The organism is Alteromonas sp. MB-3u-76 (assembly GCF_002831605.1).
In the GTDB taxonomy this organism is placed as follows: domain Bacteria; phylum Pseudomonadota; class Gammaproteobacteria; order Enterobacterales; family Alteromonadaceae; genus Alteromonas; species Alteromonas hispanica.
In genome coordinates this window covers 1,237,750-1,254,896 of sequence record NZ_CP025115.1, presented here as the reverse complement: position 1 = coordinate 1,254,896, position 17,147 = coordinate 1,237,750, and the positions used below count along the sequence as shown (strand labels likewise).

At 44.1% G+C, this 17,147-nt stretch carries 14 protein-coding genes; 6 read left to right on the top strand and 8 right to left on the bottom strand.

Annotated elements, in window-relative coordinates; translation table 11 throughout:
- Nucleotides 1-51 precede the first annotated feature (51 nt).
- Nucleotides 52-1,329, top strand: coding sequence for a YeaH/YhbH family protein (locus CW735_RS05660; protein ID WP_100971246.1), 1,278 nt, complete (start codon nucleotides 52-54; stop codon nucleotides 1,327-1,329).
- A gap of 10 nt (nucleotides 1,330-1,339) precedes the next feature.
- Nucleotides 1,340-2,860: a SpoVR family protein gene (locus tag CW735_RS05655; protein ID WP_083595244.1), complete on the top strand. Its 1,521-nt coding sequence runs from the start codon at nucleotides 1,340-1,342 to the stop codon at nucleotides 2,858-2,860.
- Here CW735_RS05655 and CW735_RS05650 read toward each other — a convergent pair.
- The 3 genes from CW735_RS05650 to prmB form a co-directional block, all read right to left on the bottom strand.
- Nucleotides 2,857-4,065, bottom strand: coding sequence for an MFS transporter (locus CW735_RS05650; protein WP_071979560.1), 1,209 nt, complete (start codon nucleotides 4,063-4,065; stop codon nucleotides 2,857-2,859). The genes CW735_RS05655 and CW735_RS05650 overlap by 4 nt on opposite strands.
- A gap of 239 nt (nucleotides 4,066-4,304) precedes the next feature.
- On the bottom strand, nucleotides 4,305-5,402 hold the full coding sequence (gene aroC / locus CW735_RS05645; protein ID WP_071979565.1) for a chorismate synthase: 1,098 nt from the start codon (nucleotides 5,400-5,402) through the stop codon (nucleotides 4,305-4,307).
- Between the two features lie 9 nt (nucleotides 5,403-5,411).
- Nucleotides 5,412-6,347 (bottom strand): 50S ribosomal protein L3 N(5)-glutamine methyltransferase, encoded by a 936-nt coding sequence (prmB, locus tag CW735_RS05640; RefSeq protein WP_157812731.1) that lies wholly within the window; start codon nucleotides 6,345-6,347, stop codon nucleotides 5,412-5,414.
- Between the two features lie 110 nt (nucleotides 6,348-6,457).
- On the opposite strand from prmB, the gene smrB reads away from it, so the two are divergent.
- The gene (gene smrB, locus CW735_RS05635) at nucleotides 6,458-7,057 is read left to right on the top strand and encodes an endonuclease SmrB (RefSeq protein ID WP_100971242.1); all 600 of its coding nucleotides are present in this window, start codon (nucleotides 6,458-6,460) and stop codon (nucleotides 7,055-7,057) included.
- A 119-nt stretch (nucleotides 7,058-7,176) separates the two neighbouring features.
- Here the strand turns inward: smrB and CW735_RS20000 are convergent, their stop codons facing one another.
- The 4 genes from CW735_RS20000 to CW735_RS05620 all read right to left on the bottom strand — a co-directional run bounded on the left by CW735_RS20000 (nucleotide 7,177) and on the right by CW735_RS05620 (nucleotide 12,869).
- Nucleotides 7,177-7,299 (bottom strand): hypothetical protein, encoded by a 123-nt coding sequence (locus CW735_RS20000; RefSeq protein ID WP_269529771.1) that lies wholly within the window; start codon nucleotides 7,297-7,299, stop codon nucleotides 7,177-7,179.
- A gap of 299 nt (nucleotides 7,300-7,598) precedes the next feature.
- Complete coding sequence (locus CW735_RS05630) at nucleotides 7,599-8,237, bottom strand: transglycosylase SLT domain-containing protein (protein WP_071979567.1); 639 nt, start codon at nucleotides 8,235-8,237, stop codon at nucleotides 7,599-7,601.
- A gap of 67 nt (nucleotides 8,238-8,304) precedes the next feature.
- Nucleotides 8,305-9,903, bottom strand: coding sequence for a glutamate--cysteine ligase (gshA, locus tag CW735_RS05625; protein ID WP_071979568.1), 1,599 nt, complete (start codon nucleotides 9,901-9,903; stop codon nucleotides 8,305-8,307).
- A 74-nt stretch (nucleotides 9,904-9,977) separates the two neighbouring features.
- A complete protein-coding gene (locus CW735_RS05620; protein ID WP_100971240.1) occupies nucleotides 9,978-12,869 on the bottom strand; it encodes a M16 family metallopeptidase in 2,892 nt (963 codons plus the stop codon).
- A 306-nt stretch (nucleotides 12,870-13,175) separates the two neighbouring features.
- On the opposite strand from CW735_RS05620, the gene CW735_RS05615 reads away from it, so the two are divergent.
- Genes CW735_RS05615 through CW735_RS05605 form a run of 3 tightly spaced genes read left to right on the top strand, consistent with a single transcriptional unit; the run spans nucleotide 13,176 to nucleotide 15,525 of the window.
- The gene (locus tag CW735_RS05615; protein ID WP_071979570.1) at nucleotides 13,176-13,757 is read left to right on the top strand and encodes an Hpt domain-containing protein; all 582 of its coding nucleotides are present in this window, start codon (nucleotides 13,176-13,178) and stop codon (nucleotides 13,755-13,757) included.
- Nucleotides 13,757-14,542 (top strand): pseudouridine synthase, encoded by a 786-nt coding sequence (locus tag CW735_RS05610; RefSeq protein ID WP_071979571.1) that lies wholly within the window; start codon nucleotides 13,757-13,759, stop codon nucleotides 14,540-14,542. Before CW735_RS05615 ends, CW735_RS05610 begins: the two co-directional genes overlap by 1 nt.
- Nucleotides 14,543-14,547: 5 nt before the next feature.
- Entirely contained in the window at nucleotides 14,548-15,525 is a 978-nt protein-coding gene (locus tag CW735_RS05605) for a ketopantoate reductase family protein (RefSeq protein ID WP_071979572.1), read from the top strand.
- Between the two features lie 56 nt (nucleotides 15,526-15,581).
- Here CW735_RS05605 and lysS read toward each other — a convergent pair whose 3' ends face one another.
- Nucleotides 15,582-17,132 carry a lysine--tRNA ligase gene (gene lysS / locus CW735_RS05600; RefSeq protein ID WP_071979573.1) on the bottom strand — a complete coding sequence of 517 codons (1,551 nt, stop codon included), beginning with the start codon at nucleotides 17,130-17,132 and terminating at the stop codon, nucleotides 15,582-15,584.
- Nucleotides 17,133-17,147: the final 15 nt, after the last annotated feature.

The window sequence follows — 17,147 nt, the reverse complement described above, 5'->3', positions numbered from 1 at the left end:
TCCGTGGTATGAGAAACCTGCACACATGCCACATTATGTAAGTAGGTGTCTATGGCACATTTTATTGACCGAAGGCTCAACAGCAAAGGCAAAAGCACTATAAATCGACAGCGCTTTATAAAACGCTATAAGCAGCAAATAAAGCGAGCGGTTTCAGACGCCGTCGGCAAGCGCTCGGTAACCGATGTTGAATCCGGTGAACAAATTAGCATTCCCAAAAGAGATATCTCTGAACCTATTTTTCATACGGGGAAAGGCGGCAAACGACACATCGTTCATCCTGGCAACGATCAGTTTACTGCGGGCGACAAAATTGAGCGTCCTTTGGGTGGTGAGGGTCAAGGAAGCGGAGCCGGCGAAGCCAGTAATGAAGGTGAAGGCCAAGACGAATTTGTATTTTCAATTTCAAAAGACGAGTACTTAAACATATTGTTTGAAGATCTTGAATTGCCAAATCTTCAAAAAAATCAATTCGCTCAAGTTACTCAATACGAAACCTACCGCGCTGGCTATCAAACCGATGGCATGCCCACCAACTTAGATATTGTTCGCTCTTTAAAAGGTTCCGTTGCTCGGCGAATAGCGTTAACAGCAGCTGATAAGCGAAAGCTGGGAGAGCTAGAGGAAGAGCTTAAACGCCTACGTGAGGACAAACACGAAAACACCTTACATATTCTGGCAATTGAAAAAGATATTGCCGCTTTAAAAGCAAAAATAGCCAAAGTTCCTTTTATTGATACCTTTGATTTACGCTTTAAAAATTACGATACCCGCCCGCTCCCCAGCAGTAAAGCAGTGATGTTCTGCCTTATGGATGTATCAGGTTCAATGGATCAAGAAACCAAAGAAACCGCCAAGCGATTTTATATCTTGTTGTACCTGTTTCTCAGTCGTACCTACGAAAATGTTGAAGTGGTCTATATTCGACATCACACGCAGGCTAAAGAAGTCGACGAACAAGAGTTTTTTTACTCTCAGGAAACCGGTGGAACCATAGTTTCTAGCGCTTTAAAACTAATGAAAGACATTATCAACGAACGATATAGTGACGGTGCGTGGAATATTTATGGGGCGCAAGCCTCAGATGGCGATAACTGGGCGGACGATTCGCCGAAATGCGGAGAATTACTCACCAATCACTTGCTGCCAGCCTGTCGTTATTACACTTACATTGAAATAACGCAGAGGCCTCATCAAAGCTTGTGGAAAATATTTGACGCGGTGAGTACTGCTCACAGCAACTTTATCTGCAAACATATTGAGTCTCAAGCAGATATTTATCCTGCCTTTAGAGAATTATTCAAACGCGCAGATGCCTCTGCACGCTAAGGAGTCTATCATGTCAATTCAGGCAGCTTCATCGCCTCATAAGCTCGACGACGGGCCAGACTGGAACTTTGACCTACTGCTACGATATGAACAGGAGATAGATAGGATCGCCAGAGGCTTTAAATTAGATACCTACCCCAACCAAATTGAAGTAATAACCGCCGAACAAATGATGGATGCTTATGCCAGTATAGGCATGCCGCTGAACTATACCCACTGGTCGTTTGGCAAAAAATTTATTCAAACAGAGCAGCAGTATAAACGTGGTCAGATGGGGCTTGCCTACGAAATAGTCATAAACTCAAGCCCCTGCATTGCTTATTTGATGGAAGAAAATACCGTCACTATGCAGGCGTTGGTTATGGCTCATGCTTGCTATGGCCATAATTCTTTTTTTAAAGGCAATTACCTTTTCAAAACATGGACAGATGCCAGTTCTATTATCGATTATTTGGTTTTCGCCAAAAACTACATTGCCAACTGCGAGCAAAAATACGGCATAAACGAAGTTGAGAATATTCTAGACTCGTGCCACGCGCTAATGAACTTTGGCGTAGACAGGTATAAGCGACCTCAGAAGATATCATTACAGGAAGAAAAGACTCGTCAACAGGAACGCGAAGCGTATCTGCAGTCTCAAGTCAATGAACTGTGGAGAACGCTGCCAGAGGGGGCTCAAAAAAAACAGACTCAACCTGCCCGCTTTCCCGAAGAACCGCAGGAGAACTTGCTCTACTTTATTGAAAAAAACGCCCCTTTACTTGAGCCGTGGCAGCGAGAAATTGTGAGGATAGTGCGTAAAGTGTCACAGTATTTTTATCCCCAAAAACAAACCCAAGTTATGAACGAGGGATGGGCGTGTTTTTGGCACTATCACATACTCAATCAAATGTATGACGAAAAACTAGTGAGCGATAGTTTTATGATAGAGTTTTTACATAGCCATTCTAGCGTGGTTATGCAACCTGAATATAACAGCCCTTATTATTCCGGTATAAACCCTTACGCGCTCGGCTTTTCTATGTTTATGGATATAAAGCGTGTTTGTCAGTCGCCCACCGAAGAGGACTATTATTACCTTCCCAGTATTGCGGGCACAGATTGGTTAGAGACTGTGCATTTTGCTATGCAAAATTTTAAGGACGAAAGCTTTATCAGTCAATTTTTGTCACCCCAAATAATCAGAGACTTTAAATTATTTGCGTTAGAGGATGACACGTCAAAATCGTTTATTAGTGTAAGCGCAATTCATGACGAAAAGGGCTATCACACCATAAAAGAAGCCCTATCAGCTCAGTATAATTTAAGTAATCTAGAGCCTAATATTCAGGTCTACAACGTTGATATATGCGGCGATAGGTCGCTGACGCTGAGATACATCCCTCAAAATGATATCCCACTTGCCAACTCAAGACAGGAAGTCATGAGACATTTGCATCGTTTGTGGAAATTCGACGTCCGTTTAGAGCAAGAGCATCCAGATGGTAAAACCGAAGTTATAGCGCAATGTCCCCACCCAGAATCGCCTTAGTTTGGCCGCGGGGTTCTGGAAGCCTCGCCATCCATTACCTTTTTTGAGCACAAAAACAGTGATAGAGCACCTACACCAGCAAATACAGCTGCAGTTATAAAAGCTTCATATGCATTGGCCCCCTGAGACCACTGCTGTCCCGCGAGATAATTACCCGAAGCGCCGCCTAAGCCAAACGCAATACTGATATACACAGCTTGCCCGCGGCTATGAAACGCGGCAGGTAAATATTGATGAATAAAGTGTACCGACACCGCATGAGTTAAACCAAAGCTTAAAGCGTGAATAATTTGGCTTATTACAATAACGGATATGAATTCAGCAAAGTCTGCTAGCAAGTACCAGCGAAGTGCAGTCAGCACGATACTGGCAAATAATAAATTCCACACGCCAAAACGACTGATGAGGTGTCGTGCAACAAGAAAAATGCCCACCTCGGCCAATACGCCAAGCGCAATGAATACCCCAGTTTGTTGACCCGAGTATCCAAGGTCTCGCATATACAGTGCAAAAAAGCCATAAAACGCGCCAAAGCTAATTTGGAGGCAGGCTGATGCAAAGATAAAAACAGCAAACGGCTTTTGTTTTACGAAGGTCCATATACTGCCTGTTGAACTCTCTGTTTTAGCTTTTTTAGCAGGTGCAGTGATGAACAAGGTGCTGATAAATAGCAGGGACAGCACGGCAACACTGACATAAACTGGCGTTTCAGTTGAGAAAATATCTAGCGCCTTACCAGCACTAACAGTTAAACAAATAAAACCGACACTGCCCCATAACCTTATCTGTCCGTAAGTTGTGGAACTTGTAGACACCGCGTTCATGGTGATCACCTCCAGCTGGGGTAACACCGCGGTCCAAAACATCATCATAAGCCCGAACGCTAAAGTAAGCCCCCAGAAACTGGAAAAGTAAAATACCGAACTAAACGTAAGCACAGTCAAAAAGCACCCAAGTCTCATTACACCAATCGCATTTCCTGTTTTATCGGCAACACCAGCCCAAAGCCCTGGACCTAGAATGCGAGCAAGAGTAATCACCGCAAATAGCTCTCCGATATCTTGCGATGAAAAGCCTCTTCCGTCTAAGAAAATCCCCAGATAAGGGACAAGAACGCCAAGTTGACCAAAATAAAGCCAGTAAGTAAGGGCAAGAATAATGAGCGACTTTTTGCTAGTGCCAGAAGATTGAGGGCTAAGTGTCAACGAACGTCTCCATGAGCTATTGCTTTTTTTGTAGTAACTCTTTAGATAAAAACTCTTTAGTAAAAGCGCTTTGAATATCACTTTCTGTGAAATAAATCGCTTTCAACAGACATTTTCCTCAATGAAATTGCGTAAGCGCGTAAAGAGATTGAGTAAAAAGAACGAGTCAAAGTGTGTACATAAAACAGCGCCACTAACATATTGTTAGTGGCGCTAATTATAACGAGAAACTGAGTCGCTTATCGCGAGCCTGCAATGGGAGCAGTAGTTGATACCACGCCCATGTTCTGAGCTCTATGACGCAGTAGGTGGTCCATTAAAACAAGTGCCATCATTGCCTCAGCAATAGGTACTGCACGAATTCCCACGCAGGGGTCGTGTCGACCTTTAGTCACAATATCAATTTCTTCGTTTTGCTTGTTAATCGTTGTACCCGGCACAGATATACTGGATGTTGGTTTTAACGCCATGTGAACTTCAACGTCTTGACCAGTGGAAATACCCCCAAGTACGCCACCCGCGTGATTAGAGGCAAACCCTTCAGGCGTTAACGTATCACGATGTTCACTGCCTTTTTGATTAACGACTTCAAACCCATCGCCAATCTCCACGCCTTTTACTGCATTAATTCCCATCATGGCATGGGCAATTTCCGCATCTAACCTGTCGAAAACAGGCTCACCAAGCCCAACAGGTACATTTTTAGCAACAACAGATACCTTTGCACCTATGCTGTCGCCAGACTTTTTTAAGTCGCGCATATATTCATCAAGAGCGTCTAACTTACTCGCGTCTGGGCAGAAAAAAGGATTGGTATTGGTAATGGCGTGGTCGACATTTTCAACCGCTATAGGGCCTAGCTGAGATAAATAACCCAGTACTTCTATTCCATGCTCCTCTTTAAGGTACTTTTTGGCAATCCCCCCCGCCGCTACGCGTATTGCTGTCTCGCGGGCAGAAGAGCGACCACCACCGCGATAATCACGACTGCCGTACTTTTGATCGTAGGTATAGTCGGCATGACCGGGACGAAAGCGATCGGCAATATTACCGTAGTCTTGGCTGCGTTGATCTTTATTTTTAATCAACAGACCTATGCTGGTACCTGTTGTCTTACCTTCAAACACACCAGAAAGAATTTGTACTTCGTCATCTTCTCTGCGTGCTGTGGTGTAGCGAGAGGTTCCCGGCTTTCTTCTGTCCAAATCTATTTGCAAATCTTCTTCAGTAATTTCCAGTCCTGGAGGGCAACCGTCAACCACACCACCAATAGCAATACCGTGGCTTTCTCCAAAAGTGGTTACCGTGAAAAGTTTTCCGAAGCTATTACCTGACATAATTAACTATTAATCCTTACTACTAAAATATTGAACCAGCGTGTCTTTATTCACGGCAAAAATACCTTGCCCGCCATTTTCAAACTCAATCCAAATGACTTCTAAACCAGGAAACCTGTTGTTCATATGCACTTCGCTATTACCCACCTCGATGAACAGCCAGCCGCCATCGTTAAGATAGCTCGTTGCTTGGCGCAGCATTGTATCGACTAAATCGAGTCCATCTTCGCCAGCAGCCAGTGCCAATTCAGGTTCGTGATGATACTCATCCGGTAAGTCAGCCATATCCTGTGCATCCACATAGGGCGGATTTGAAATGATGAGGTCGTACTTTTGCCCTTCAAGGTTTGTGAATAGATCTGACTGAATAGGATAAACACGGTGACTTAAGCCATGTTCTTGTATATTGATGTCGGCGACTTCTAATGCATCAGTACTAATATCGACTGCATCTACCTGTGTTTCAGGATAAGCGTGTGCCAAAGCAATAGCGATACAAGCTCCGCCAGTACACATATCAAGAATAGACGCTAGCTCGTTTTCCACAAAAGGAGAAAACTGGTTTTGAATAAGCTCAGCAAAAGGAGAACGAGGAATTAATACGCGCTCATCAACGTAAAAAGGCATACCGCAAAACCATGCTTCGTTGGTAATGTAGGGCAAAGGCATACGTGTTTGAACACGCTTCAGTACCAACTCAGCTATTTTCTCGCGCTCGCTTTTAGTTAAACGAGAGGACAATATACTTTCGCCCACAGTAGCTAAAATGGGATGCGGAAGGTGCAGAGCCTGAAGAACAAGGCTTACGGCCTCATCCCACGCATTATCAGTACCGTGACCGAAATAGAGCTCAGCGTCATTAAAACGGCTTGTCGCCCATCGAGTCATATCTAGCAAAGTGTGCAGATCGTCAATGGCTTCTTCTAGGTAAAACTTATCGGTCATAGCGTTTGGGTACATCAATATTTTGAAAGCTGGTATCATACCCAAACTTAATGCTAATTCACATAATTAACTGCGTGCGCAGAAGCCCTGTAATGCGGGTAAGATTCGAGATGAGAGTATTTAAAAAAGAATTAAAGGCGTTCAAAAAGCAGCAAAATGTAAACAAACCTGCCGAAGACGAGGAAACTTTTTCCTTTGCTGATGCTATGCAGGGCGTTAAGCCTTTGTCACAAGACAAAGTAGAGCCTGACAGGCAAGTAGAGCTGTTTAATAAGAAACAGCAGTCGTCGATTAAAAATATCAAGCACAGCAAACAGCTTGCCGCGTCGTTTAATTTCTCAGATATGTATCAAGCGAGTCTGCCTCAAGAAGGCCCGATGCGTTATTGTCGCAGCGATGTTCCCACGCACGTTTTAAAGCAATTAAGACGGGGAGACTTTTCACCCGAGATTCACCTTGATCTTCATGGCCTAACCCGTGAGATGGCGAAGGAAGAAATTGCCGCTCTTATTTATGCTGCGAGAAAAGATCTCATCGATTGCGCCTGCATTATGCATGGGTTTGGTCAAGGCGTGCTGAAAGCCGCGCTTCCCCACTACTTGGTCCAACACCCCCACGTTAAAGCGTTTCATCAAGCACCGCTGGAATACGGTGGCAAAGCCGCGCTTTTAGTGTTACTCGAAGTGCCTTCAATAAGTGACAAACAGTAATTACGCTTTTCAACGCCAATGCTGATATATCAATACTATTCCTGCGGCTTGATGTCTTAATTAGCCCTGCATAGCGCTGCTGATGCATCTAACGCATCTGCAAGAGGTGCTTTTCGCGCTTACTTGCCCGCCGCACTGTTGTGCATGAACAAATAGGTGTAATACACCATCATGGCTACAATAATACCTATGCCTAAAAGTGAGCCCCAAACTACCGGATCTTTAATCATTGTCCACAACATAATTGTTCTCTCCAAAGTGGTGAATAAATCTGCTATGGATAAAGTGTATGGGAGTGCGGCCCTCGTCGTTATGATCTAGATCAAAGGCCATATTTCGCAGGCCTACTTCACAGGGTTGGTTTGATCTATATCAAAAATACCAACACGCGGAGGAGAGATTAGAAATTATTTCAACAATCGGTATTGCAAATCATTATCATTTGCAATAGATTACATATGCCTGTTCGACGTTGGGTAAAAAACGGTCTTGGCTTGGCGTCGCTGAGGGATAGACTCTCGTCTATCCCTCGTTTTTTTGCTTAACTGAATAACTTCATCAACCAACCTTTTTGAAGCTCTTCTTCGCAGGTTTTTAGTTGGGTCGCGTAACGTAGTGAGCGAGCTTTAACTTTTGACGCAACTTTTTTAAGCCAGGGTTTTCTGTCATAGCTGCGGCGTTTATATCCTCCCCACCCTTCGTGATAATTCAGATATTGGGCGTATGCGTCCCATTTTGATACGCCATTTACTTTTTGTGATTTATAAATAAACCAGCCCATAAAGTCGATAGCGTCCTCAAAGTCGTCTCTGTCGGCACCGCCGTTGTCTGTTTCTCTGATGTAATCTTGCCAGGTAGGGGTTTTTGCTTGTGAGTACCCATACGCACTGCTCACTCTTCCCCATGGCACTAAACCAAAAAACACATAGTCTCTTGGCGGCAATGCATCATGTCTAAATGAGCTTTCTTGATACATCATGGCCATGGGCACGTGAATAGGAACTCCCCATTTATCTCTCGCATCGGCAGCAGCATCATACCAGTCCTCTTTCTCGAAGAAGATTTCACACAAGTTACTGCTATTTTTCGGAGGCGTTGTGGCACACCCCGCGATCAATAGTGGAAAAAGAACGATGAGAGTTGATAAAAAAACAACCCATTTTTTGAACTTTTGGTTCATAGCGTGTCTTAATTAATGTTCTAGTAAAATGTGTGTTTCCCTGGAACCTTTTAATGCCTGACCTATGTCAGGCATTTTTTTTTGCCGGGGGCTCTGCAAAATAGTCTTTTATAAAAGTATCAAAGTCTTTTGTGTCGGCGGCTTCAATCTCTCTTTGCGCTTCGTACGAGCGCTCTCCCTGTTCAACAAAATCTTCACTTTGCGTGTAAGTATAATCGAAGGTCTTCATCTCCTTGTTATACTTAGCCGCCAATTCAAGCCCAAATATACTGTTATCTTTATTTTCAGATAAAAGAGTTTGCAGTATTTTTGCCGATGGCGTTAACTCAGGGTTTTGCGTTTTTGCGTATTCCTGCGCTACTGCCTCGCTGTATTGCTTCGTATCATTTGCTTCATCAAGTATGTTCGCAGCCTGCTCAAAATACGTAAATAGCTTTTTGCTCCACTCAGGCAAGGTCACATCTACACCGTTGTTAGACAACATCAGTTCCGGTTTGCGGCCTTCAAGCACCACACGATCCATATTTTCTTTTGCCTCGTTTAACTGCTGCTCGTCAAACTCTTCACTTGGAATAAGTAAACAAGCCAGTAAAAATACATCAAGAAAATTAAACTGTGTGTCACTGATACCTACAGAAGAAAACGGGTTGACGTCGAGTGCTCTTACCTCGATATAACTAATTCCCCGTCTCACTAGCGCGTCAGTGGGTTTTTCCATCGACTCTGTGGGCTGCTTGGGTCGAATTGGAGAATACAGCTCATTCTCAATTTGAATAATATTGTGGCTCAGCTGTTGGTAATTGCCGCCTTCTCCAGAAGCGAAACGCTCAAATCGAGTGGAAGGTGTACTCATGGCATCGCGTAGAAGACGAACATAATTGTCTAGCTCGTTATAACAAATCTTAAGCGACGACTGCTCAGCACTGGTATAGCCTAAATCGCTCATACGCAACGATGTTGCATATGGCATGTAAAGGGTCCCTTTTCCTACTTTCTTAAACGGCAAGCTGTACTCTTTACCTTTTAAAAATGAGCTACACAGTGCCGGAGATGCACCGTATAAGTAGGGAATCAACCAGCATAGACGACGGTAATTGCGTATAAGCCCAAAGTAGTCCGCAGAAGTTTGCTCTTGCGAATGGGTTGTGCCATTTTGCTTTGCCCACAGCGCCCAAAAACTATCTGGAAATGAAAAGTTAAAATGCACGCCGGCAATAGCCTGCATCATACTACCATAGCGATTTTTTAGCCCTATTCGGTAAACTCGCTTCATTTTGCCCACGTTCGACTCGCCGAAATAAGCAATGGGAATTTCCGTCTCGTCATCAATAAAACAGGGCATACTGAGCGGCCAAATTTGCTCGTCGTTTATGTTGTCAGCAACAAAGCGATGAATATCTTTTAGTTGCGCAACGGTTTTTGCTGAGCTTGCCTCGGGCGGAGTAATAAACTCCAACAGTGACTCGGAAAAGTCTGTGGTAATCGACTCATGGGACAGAGCCGAACCTAACGGCTTTGGATGTGGGGTTTGGGCTAATGTGCCATTTGGATTGATTCGAAGCGCTTCTCGTTCTACACCGCGTTTTATTTCTCTTAGTGAGGCTAAAAATTCGGGCGATTTAAGCGCCTTCACGCGCGCGTCGAAACAGGTAGTATCTGCAGTCAAAATGGTTTTCCGTGATGTCAATATTGCTCCCGTAAATGGGGAGCAATAGTGTAATTTCAAGATACGTTAACGCTTCAGTTTAACGCTGTTCGCTTATTATCATCTACCGTTAATTCAAAGACCGGCAGTTTTAATGAGTTCAGCTGCGGCAATATTTCTTCCTTATCGCCCACTACAATAATTTGCATTTTATCAGCATTCAAATATTGTTTTGCCAACTTGTCTATCGTGTCTTTATCAATGTTATTGATAATCGCAAGCTGCTCTTTGCGATATCCTTTCTCTAACTCGTAGCTTAGCAACTGCCTTAAGAAGCGAGCTTTACTCGCTGGAGTCTCAAATGCTAGCGCGTCACTAAGAGTAAACGCGCTGCGCATGAATTCAATTTCCGATTCGGTAATACCGCTTTCTCTGTACGCCTGTATTTCAGAAAAAATTGCCTCAATGCCTTCTGCGGTATTTTCAGCGGTGAGGTCGGAACTCGCTTCAAACCAACCTAACGTTTTGCCGCCGACAAAACCACTGCTTGCGCCGTAAGTAATACCTTTCTCTTCCCGTAAGTTGAGATTAATCCGACTATTAAAAGCACCGCCTATAGGAAAGTTCATTAACCTTGTTTTAAAATAATCTCCAGTGGCATCAAAAGGCAAGCCTCTATCGACTATAAATACAACTGATTGAACGGCTCCTGGGCTATCTACTAAATAAAGGTTTCTTTTATCGTAAGAAGGAAACGCATTGTAATCGGTAAACTCATAATCCTGCCCTTTCCACTGGGCTATAAAACCTAATGCGTCCACAATTTTATCTTCAGATAGATTTCCTACCACTACCATACTTGCCCTCGCGGGCGAGTAATAACGTTTATAAAATGCTTTCACGTCACTTAACGTAATATTTTCCACCGTCGCCATCGTTCCCTCATCGGGTAAACTCACGCGGTTTTCTTCTCCGAACAAAATTAAGTCTCGGGCTCTACGCGCAAGGCTAGATGGCGTTTTTGCCTGCTGTTGAAGCCCTTGCAGCACGCGCTCTTTCATTCTGACGAAGTCTTCTTCACGAAACGCAGGTTTAAATAACTTTTCCTCTAACAACAATAATGTAGGCGTAAGATTTTTAGTCAGCGTAGAAACGTAAATTTGTGTAGAGCGACCGGATGCACTAATGCGAATGGAGCTTCCCAATTTTGCCAATTCGTTGGCTAAATCTTCATTGGAATAATTCTCTGTCGATTCATTCATTAGCAATGCAGTAAGATACGCCGTCCCTGCTTTGCCTTTAGGGTCTAGTAACATACCGCCATCTATTCCTAAAGTAAGGGTAACAGTAGGTGTTTCATTGCTGGTAACACCAAGCACTTTTATGCCATTGCTTAACTCACGCTCCCAATAATCTGGCACTTTTACAATAGGCGCTGGCCCTGCATCTGGCATAACGCTTCTATCAAAGTTGTCATTCGCAACACGCTTACTTACACCATTCTCAATATCTGAAACTTGTGAAGGCATATTTTCAGTCATTGAGGCCTGTGCGTCAGATTGAGGTAGCGTACGAACCGGACGTTCAAAGTTTGGTTCTGCGGCAGCGAGCTGTGGGCTACCCTCCGGAACCACACTTAAAATTACGCTGTTCGCGTTTTTGATGTAGGTATTGTAAACACGCATAATATCGCTAGCAGTCACCCCGTTATAGCGCGCGATATCTTCCGCGATGAGATCAGGTGTATTATGAAAGGTTTCATTAGCGGCGAGTGCCGACACTTTTCCAGACACACTTTGAAGGCCAAACACAGTGGTTGACTCCAACTGTCCCTTGGTACGTGCAAGATCGTCCACAGTTACACCGCGGTTTTCAAATTCTTTTAGCGTATCATTAAGCGCCTGCTGAAGCGTACCTAAAGAAGTTACCTTTGATGGATTGGCAAGTGCGAGAAGCTGAAATTCGCAGGCCAACTCACGACATGGGTGTGATACTGCCGCTTGAACCGCAATCCCCTGCTTCACTAAATTTTTATAAAACAACGACGTTTTACCACCGCCAAGAATATTTGCCAGCACGTCTAATGGCGCCTCGTCGGGATGGCGAACATACACTGTTGGGAAAGTAATCTGAAGCAATGGCAAATGCACATTGTCTTCTAGAGTAAGATACCGAGTTTCATTAAGGGTTACAGGTTGAGGCTGAGGATCTGACACTTCAGGGCCTTTGGGAATACTCCCAAAATATTGTTTGATCAGCGCTTTGGTTTGCTCGATGTCGATATCGCCACCAATGGTAAGCACTGCGTTATTCGGCCCATACCACCGTTTAAAGAAGGCTTTGAGATCTTCAACGTCCACGCGGTCTAAATCTTCAACATAACCAATAGTTGACCAAGAATAAGGGTGCCCCTCAGGATAGAGAGCTTCACCATTTAATTCGTTGCGCAATCCATAAGGCTGATTATCAACTCGTTGAGAACGTTCGTTTTTTACCGTTTCCCGCTGATTCTCAAATTTTTCTTGGTCAACGGCCTCGAGTAAATAACCCATACGATCAGACTCTAACCACAAAACCTTTTCTAATTGATTAGCAGGTACTGTTTCAAAATAGTTGGTTCTATCTGTATTTGTCGTCCCGTTTAAATTACCACCGACTTCTGTAATTACCTTAAAGTGCTGTTCATCAGCAACGTGCTGAGAGCCCTGAAACATCATATGCTCAAAGAAATGCGCAAAGCCGGATTTTCCAATCTCTTCTCTCGCGGATCCAACGTGATAGGTAACATCAACATGAACCAATGGATCTGAATGATCTTCGTGAAGAATAACGGTTAACCCGTTATCTAAGTTATATTTTTCATAAGGTATCGATATTGAGGCAGAGTTCGTTTCTTGGCTCTGTTCTACCTGAGCACGCTGACAAGCGCTAATAGATAAAACGGTAAGCACCATACCAATGGTGCGAAAGGAGAATTTTCCCGGCATGTTTATTCCTTTTTATAACAACTTCTTGCAAGCCGGTTGGGTAGCGGCATTTTCTTATTGTTCATCAACACGAGGACGATGCAGTGTTAGCGCTTGAGATTACCAGAATTTTGAGCGCTTTACTTGTTCAGACTTTGCTATGGTTCTATTAATTTGTGTATTCTTGAAATACACTACTCACCATATTTTGCACTATCATCTCTATTAACGCAGAGCAGTGCCATGTTGTTTCGCTCAATGGTAGTAAAGCAATGACCAACGACGTTACTCAAACGTCGCCTAAACGTGTTGTAAAAGGATACTTGCATGGATAAGTCAACGACATTAGTCGATATTGAATTTGGACTGTCGCAGTTAAGCGGAAACAAAAAGCTCTTATTCACTTTGCTCGGAAAATTCACCGATGAATATCGAACGTTGGATACAGATTTACAGGGGCTTTTAGAAAGTCAGCAATATGATGATGCCTATTCGTTAATTCATACTCTAAAGGGCGTGACTGGAAACCTAGGCCTGTTTGCTTTGCACAACGCAAGCAAGCCAGTGGAAAGCGCCATTAGAAACGACAAAGAACTTCCCAATGACTATTCAAGTTTTGTGGTTTTACTGAACGAAACGGTTAGCAACATTGATACGCTTACCGCTGAATCTACTTCTGATAACAGCGCCAATGCGAAAGCAAGCAACGCTCCGGTAAATAGCGCCGCTGCAGAACGCGCAAGAAAACAGTTAATCTCTGCACTTAAAGCCAGTGAATTCATTTCGCAATCTACGTTAGAAGAGTGGTTGTCGGCTATGGGTATTGAAAACGAAAAGCGCGAAGCAATTATTGATGCCGTTGACGAACTAGATTACGAAGAAGCGCTGTCAGAACTCGACGCGAAATAGTGCAATCTATCCCTATCCTCTATCGTGACAAGGGTGTTGTTATTGTCAACAAGCCTGTCGGCCTAGCTATGCATGATGAAGCAGCTATGCACGATGAAACAGCCAGAAATAAAGCGCCTGATAGCGTTTTATCTAATAGCCAAGGTATTGTAACGCGATTAAAAGAGCAGCTTAATGTGCCGCATCTACACTTGTGTCATCGCTTAGATACTGGGACTTCAGGCTGTTTATGTTTAGCTGAAAACGAATCAGTGGCCGCTGAGATAGGCAGGTTATTTGAAACTCGCCAAGTTAGTAAGTACTACCTTGCGCTCAGTGATAAGAAACCAAAGAAAAAACAAGGCGCTATTATCGGCGATATGAAAAACCGTCGCGGCGGGCAGCACATTTTGTTGAAGACTACGGTAAACCCAGCGCTTACTCAGTTTTTCAGCTATTCTGCCAAGCCTGGAGTGAGAGGGTTTATATTAAAGCCACACTCCGGCAAAACTCACCAAATCAGAGTAGCGCTAAAAAGCATAGGCGCGCCCATTTTAGGAGACGTTCTTTATGGCGGCAGCAATGCCGACAGGCTGTATTTACATGCTTTTAAATTAACGCTCCCACTAAAAAGCGGCGTGATATCCGCCACAGCACCTCTTTTAGAGGGGGATATATTTAACGAAGCACAGGTTAAAGACTGGATATCGTCGATCGCTACGCCTGAAGTCCTCTTATGGCCGGCCTTACCTTCTCGATTTCAACAAGAATGCGATGAGCGCGGCATGAACATTCAAGGCGGTTAACCAAGATGGCACAACTGCATATTGTAGGCTGTGGTGCCATAGGCAGCTTGTTGGCCGCAGGTGCCGAAAAGCATAACGTGAATTACAGCCGTTACCCTCGCTCTGCAGTCTCTGCAGGTATTCCTGGTAGTGCGGTATGGTTGGACGGAAAAACTTTTTCGCTAAATGGTTCTATCCTCCCTCCTCAGTCATTAAGTGCCAATGATGTGTTAATTATTCCTCTTAAGGTGTATCAGCTAGAAGAGGCGTTAACGCAATGGCTGCCATTTTTAAACCAAAAACCCGTTGTCGTATTACTTCACAACGGTATGGGTGGGCAAGAAATCGCTCAATCGCTACTTGGTGATAACTACCCGCTGCTTCTTGCTACAACCAGTCATGGAGCACTAAAAAAGCGCACTAGTCGTAATGTATCCCAAGTGATCTTTACCGGCAGTGGTTCTATAACAATCGGCAGTAGTCAGCCTGAAAGCATTGATATCGTTACGGGCTTAGATAACCTTGAAAATAGCAAAAACAAACTAATAGCAGCCTGTGACTTGCTAACTCGTGTTTTGCCTCCCGTGACGATTTCAAATGACATTTTGTATGCGCTGTGGAGCAAGTTAGCGGTAAATGCAGTCATCAACCCTTTAACCGCACTTAACGACGTGCCGAATCGCGATATTTGCGATGAATGCTACAGTGAACTTCGACATCAAATATGTCAGGAATTTGTGGATGTAGCAGCGTCGTGCGGGCAGCGTTTTGATCTCCGGGCTATAAAAAACACTGTGCTTGAAGTGGCAACCGCCACGGGGAATAATTTCTCGAGTATGCACCAAGATATTAAGTACAAACGCCAAACAGAAATAGACGCAATTAATGGTTATATTGTGACTATGGCAAATAAAAAAGGCATTAGTGCAAGCACCAATGCCCTTCTTGTTCAACGCGTAAAAGCCCTGAGTGCCAATACTCGTTTAATTACGTCTCAGCGTTAAACGTTATATCGAACAAGCGCGGCTAGATTAACCACCCGCGCTGCATTCAATGCATTTTATTCAGCTTCTTTTGTTGCCTCAGGCTTCATATGAGGGAACAAAATTACGTCTTTAATGGTTGAGCTATCGGTAAACAGCATAGCTAGACGGTCGATACCAATACCTTCACCTGCCGTAGGCGGTAGGCCATACTCAAGCGCACGAATATAGTCATCGTCAAAGTGCATGGCTTCATCATCGCCTGCATCTTTTTCTTCAACCTGCTTCGCAAAACGCTCAGCTTGGTCTTCTGGATCGTTAAGCTCGCTAAAGCCGTTCGCTAATTCACGTCCGCCTACGAAGAACTCGAAACGGTCAGTAATGAACGGGTTGTTGTCGTTACGACGTGCAAGCGGCGATACTTCCCACGGATATTCAGTAATAAACGTAGGCTGTTCAAGCTTCTCTTCAGCTGTTGCTTCAAAGATTTCACACAGGTATTTACCCGCGCCCCAAATACCGTCAACCTCAGGCTCTTTGATGTGAAGCTGCTTCGCCATGGCTTTTAGCGAATCTAGATTTGCCTCTGGATCGCGAATGGCCGCTTCATCGGCTTCAGGCCAGTATTTTAGAATGGCATCGCCCATGCTCAAGCGTTCAAACGGCTTACCAAAATCATACTCTACTTCAGACGTGACATTACCCTCAGCGTCTTTCGTAGTATTCTTGATTATGCTGGTGCCAAGAATATCTTCTGCCAATGTGCGCAGCATATCTTCGGTAAGGTTCATCAGGTCATTGTAGTCTGCATACGCCTGGTAGAACTCAAGCATGGTAAACTCTGGGTTATGACGAGTTGAAAGGCCTTCGTTACGGAAGTTACGGTTAATTTCGAACACGCGCTCAAACCCACCAACGACCAAGCGCTTCAAATAAAGCTCTGGGGCAATACGCAAGTACATATCAATGTCTAGCGCGTTGTGGTGAGTAACAAATGGCTTCGCAGTAGCACCACCTGGAATAACCTGTAGCATTGGCGTTTCTACCTCTAGGTAGTCACGCTTGGTCAGATAATTGCGAATACCGTTTACAATTTTACTGCGGATCATGAAGGTTTTACGGGTTTGCTCGCTGGTGATCAAATCTACATAGCGCTGGCGATATTTAGTTTCCTGATCGCTCAAGCCGTGGAACTTTTCTGGCAGCGGACGAAGCGCTTTGGTAAGCAGTTCGTATTGCTCCATATTCACGTAAAGGTCGCCTTTACCTGATTTGTGCAAATCACCTGCTACGCCAATAATGTCACCAATATCCAACGCACCGTATTTAGCTTTAAGGGCTTTTTGCGTGTCTTTGTCAGCGTAGGCCTGAATGCGCCCAGTCATGTCTTGAAGCAACATAAATGGACCGCGCTTTGCCATTATACGGCCAGCAATACTTACCTTGTTACCCTGCTCTTGCAGAGTTTCTTTATCGAATTCACCGAACTTAGCCTGCAACTCATCAGCGTAATTTTCGCGACGAAAGCTGTTTGGAAAGCCGTTGGCACGGCACTGTTCGCGAATAGCGCTTAACTTTGAACGGCGCTCAGCAATTAATTTATTATCGTCAGTTTGTTGGTCAGTCATAACCTTTCACTTCGT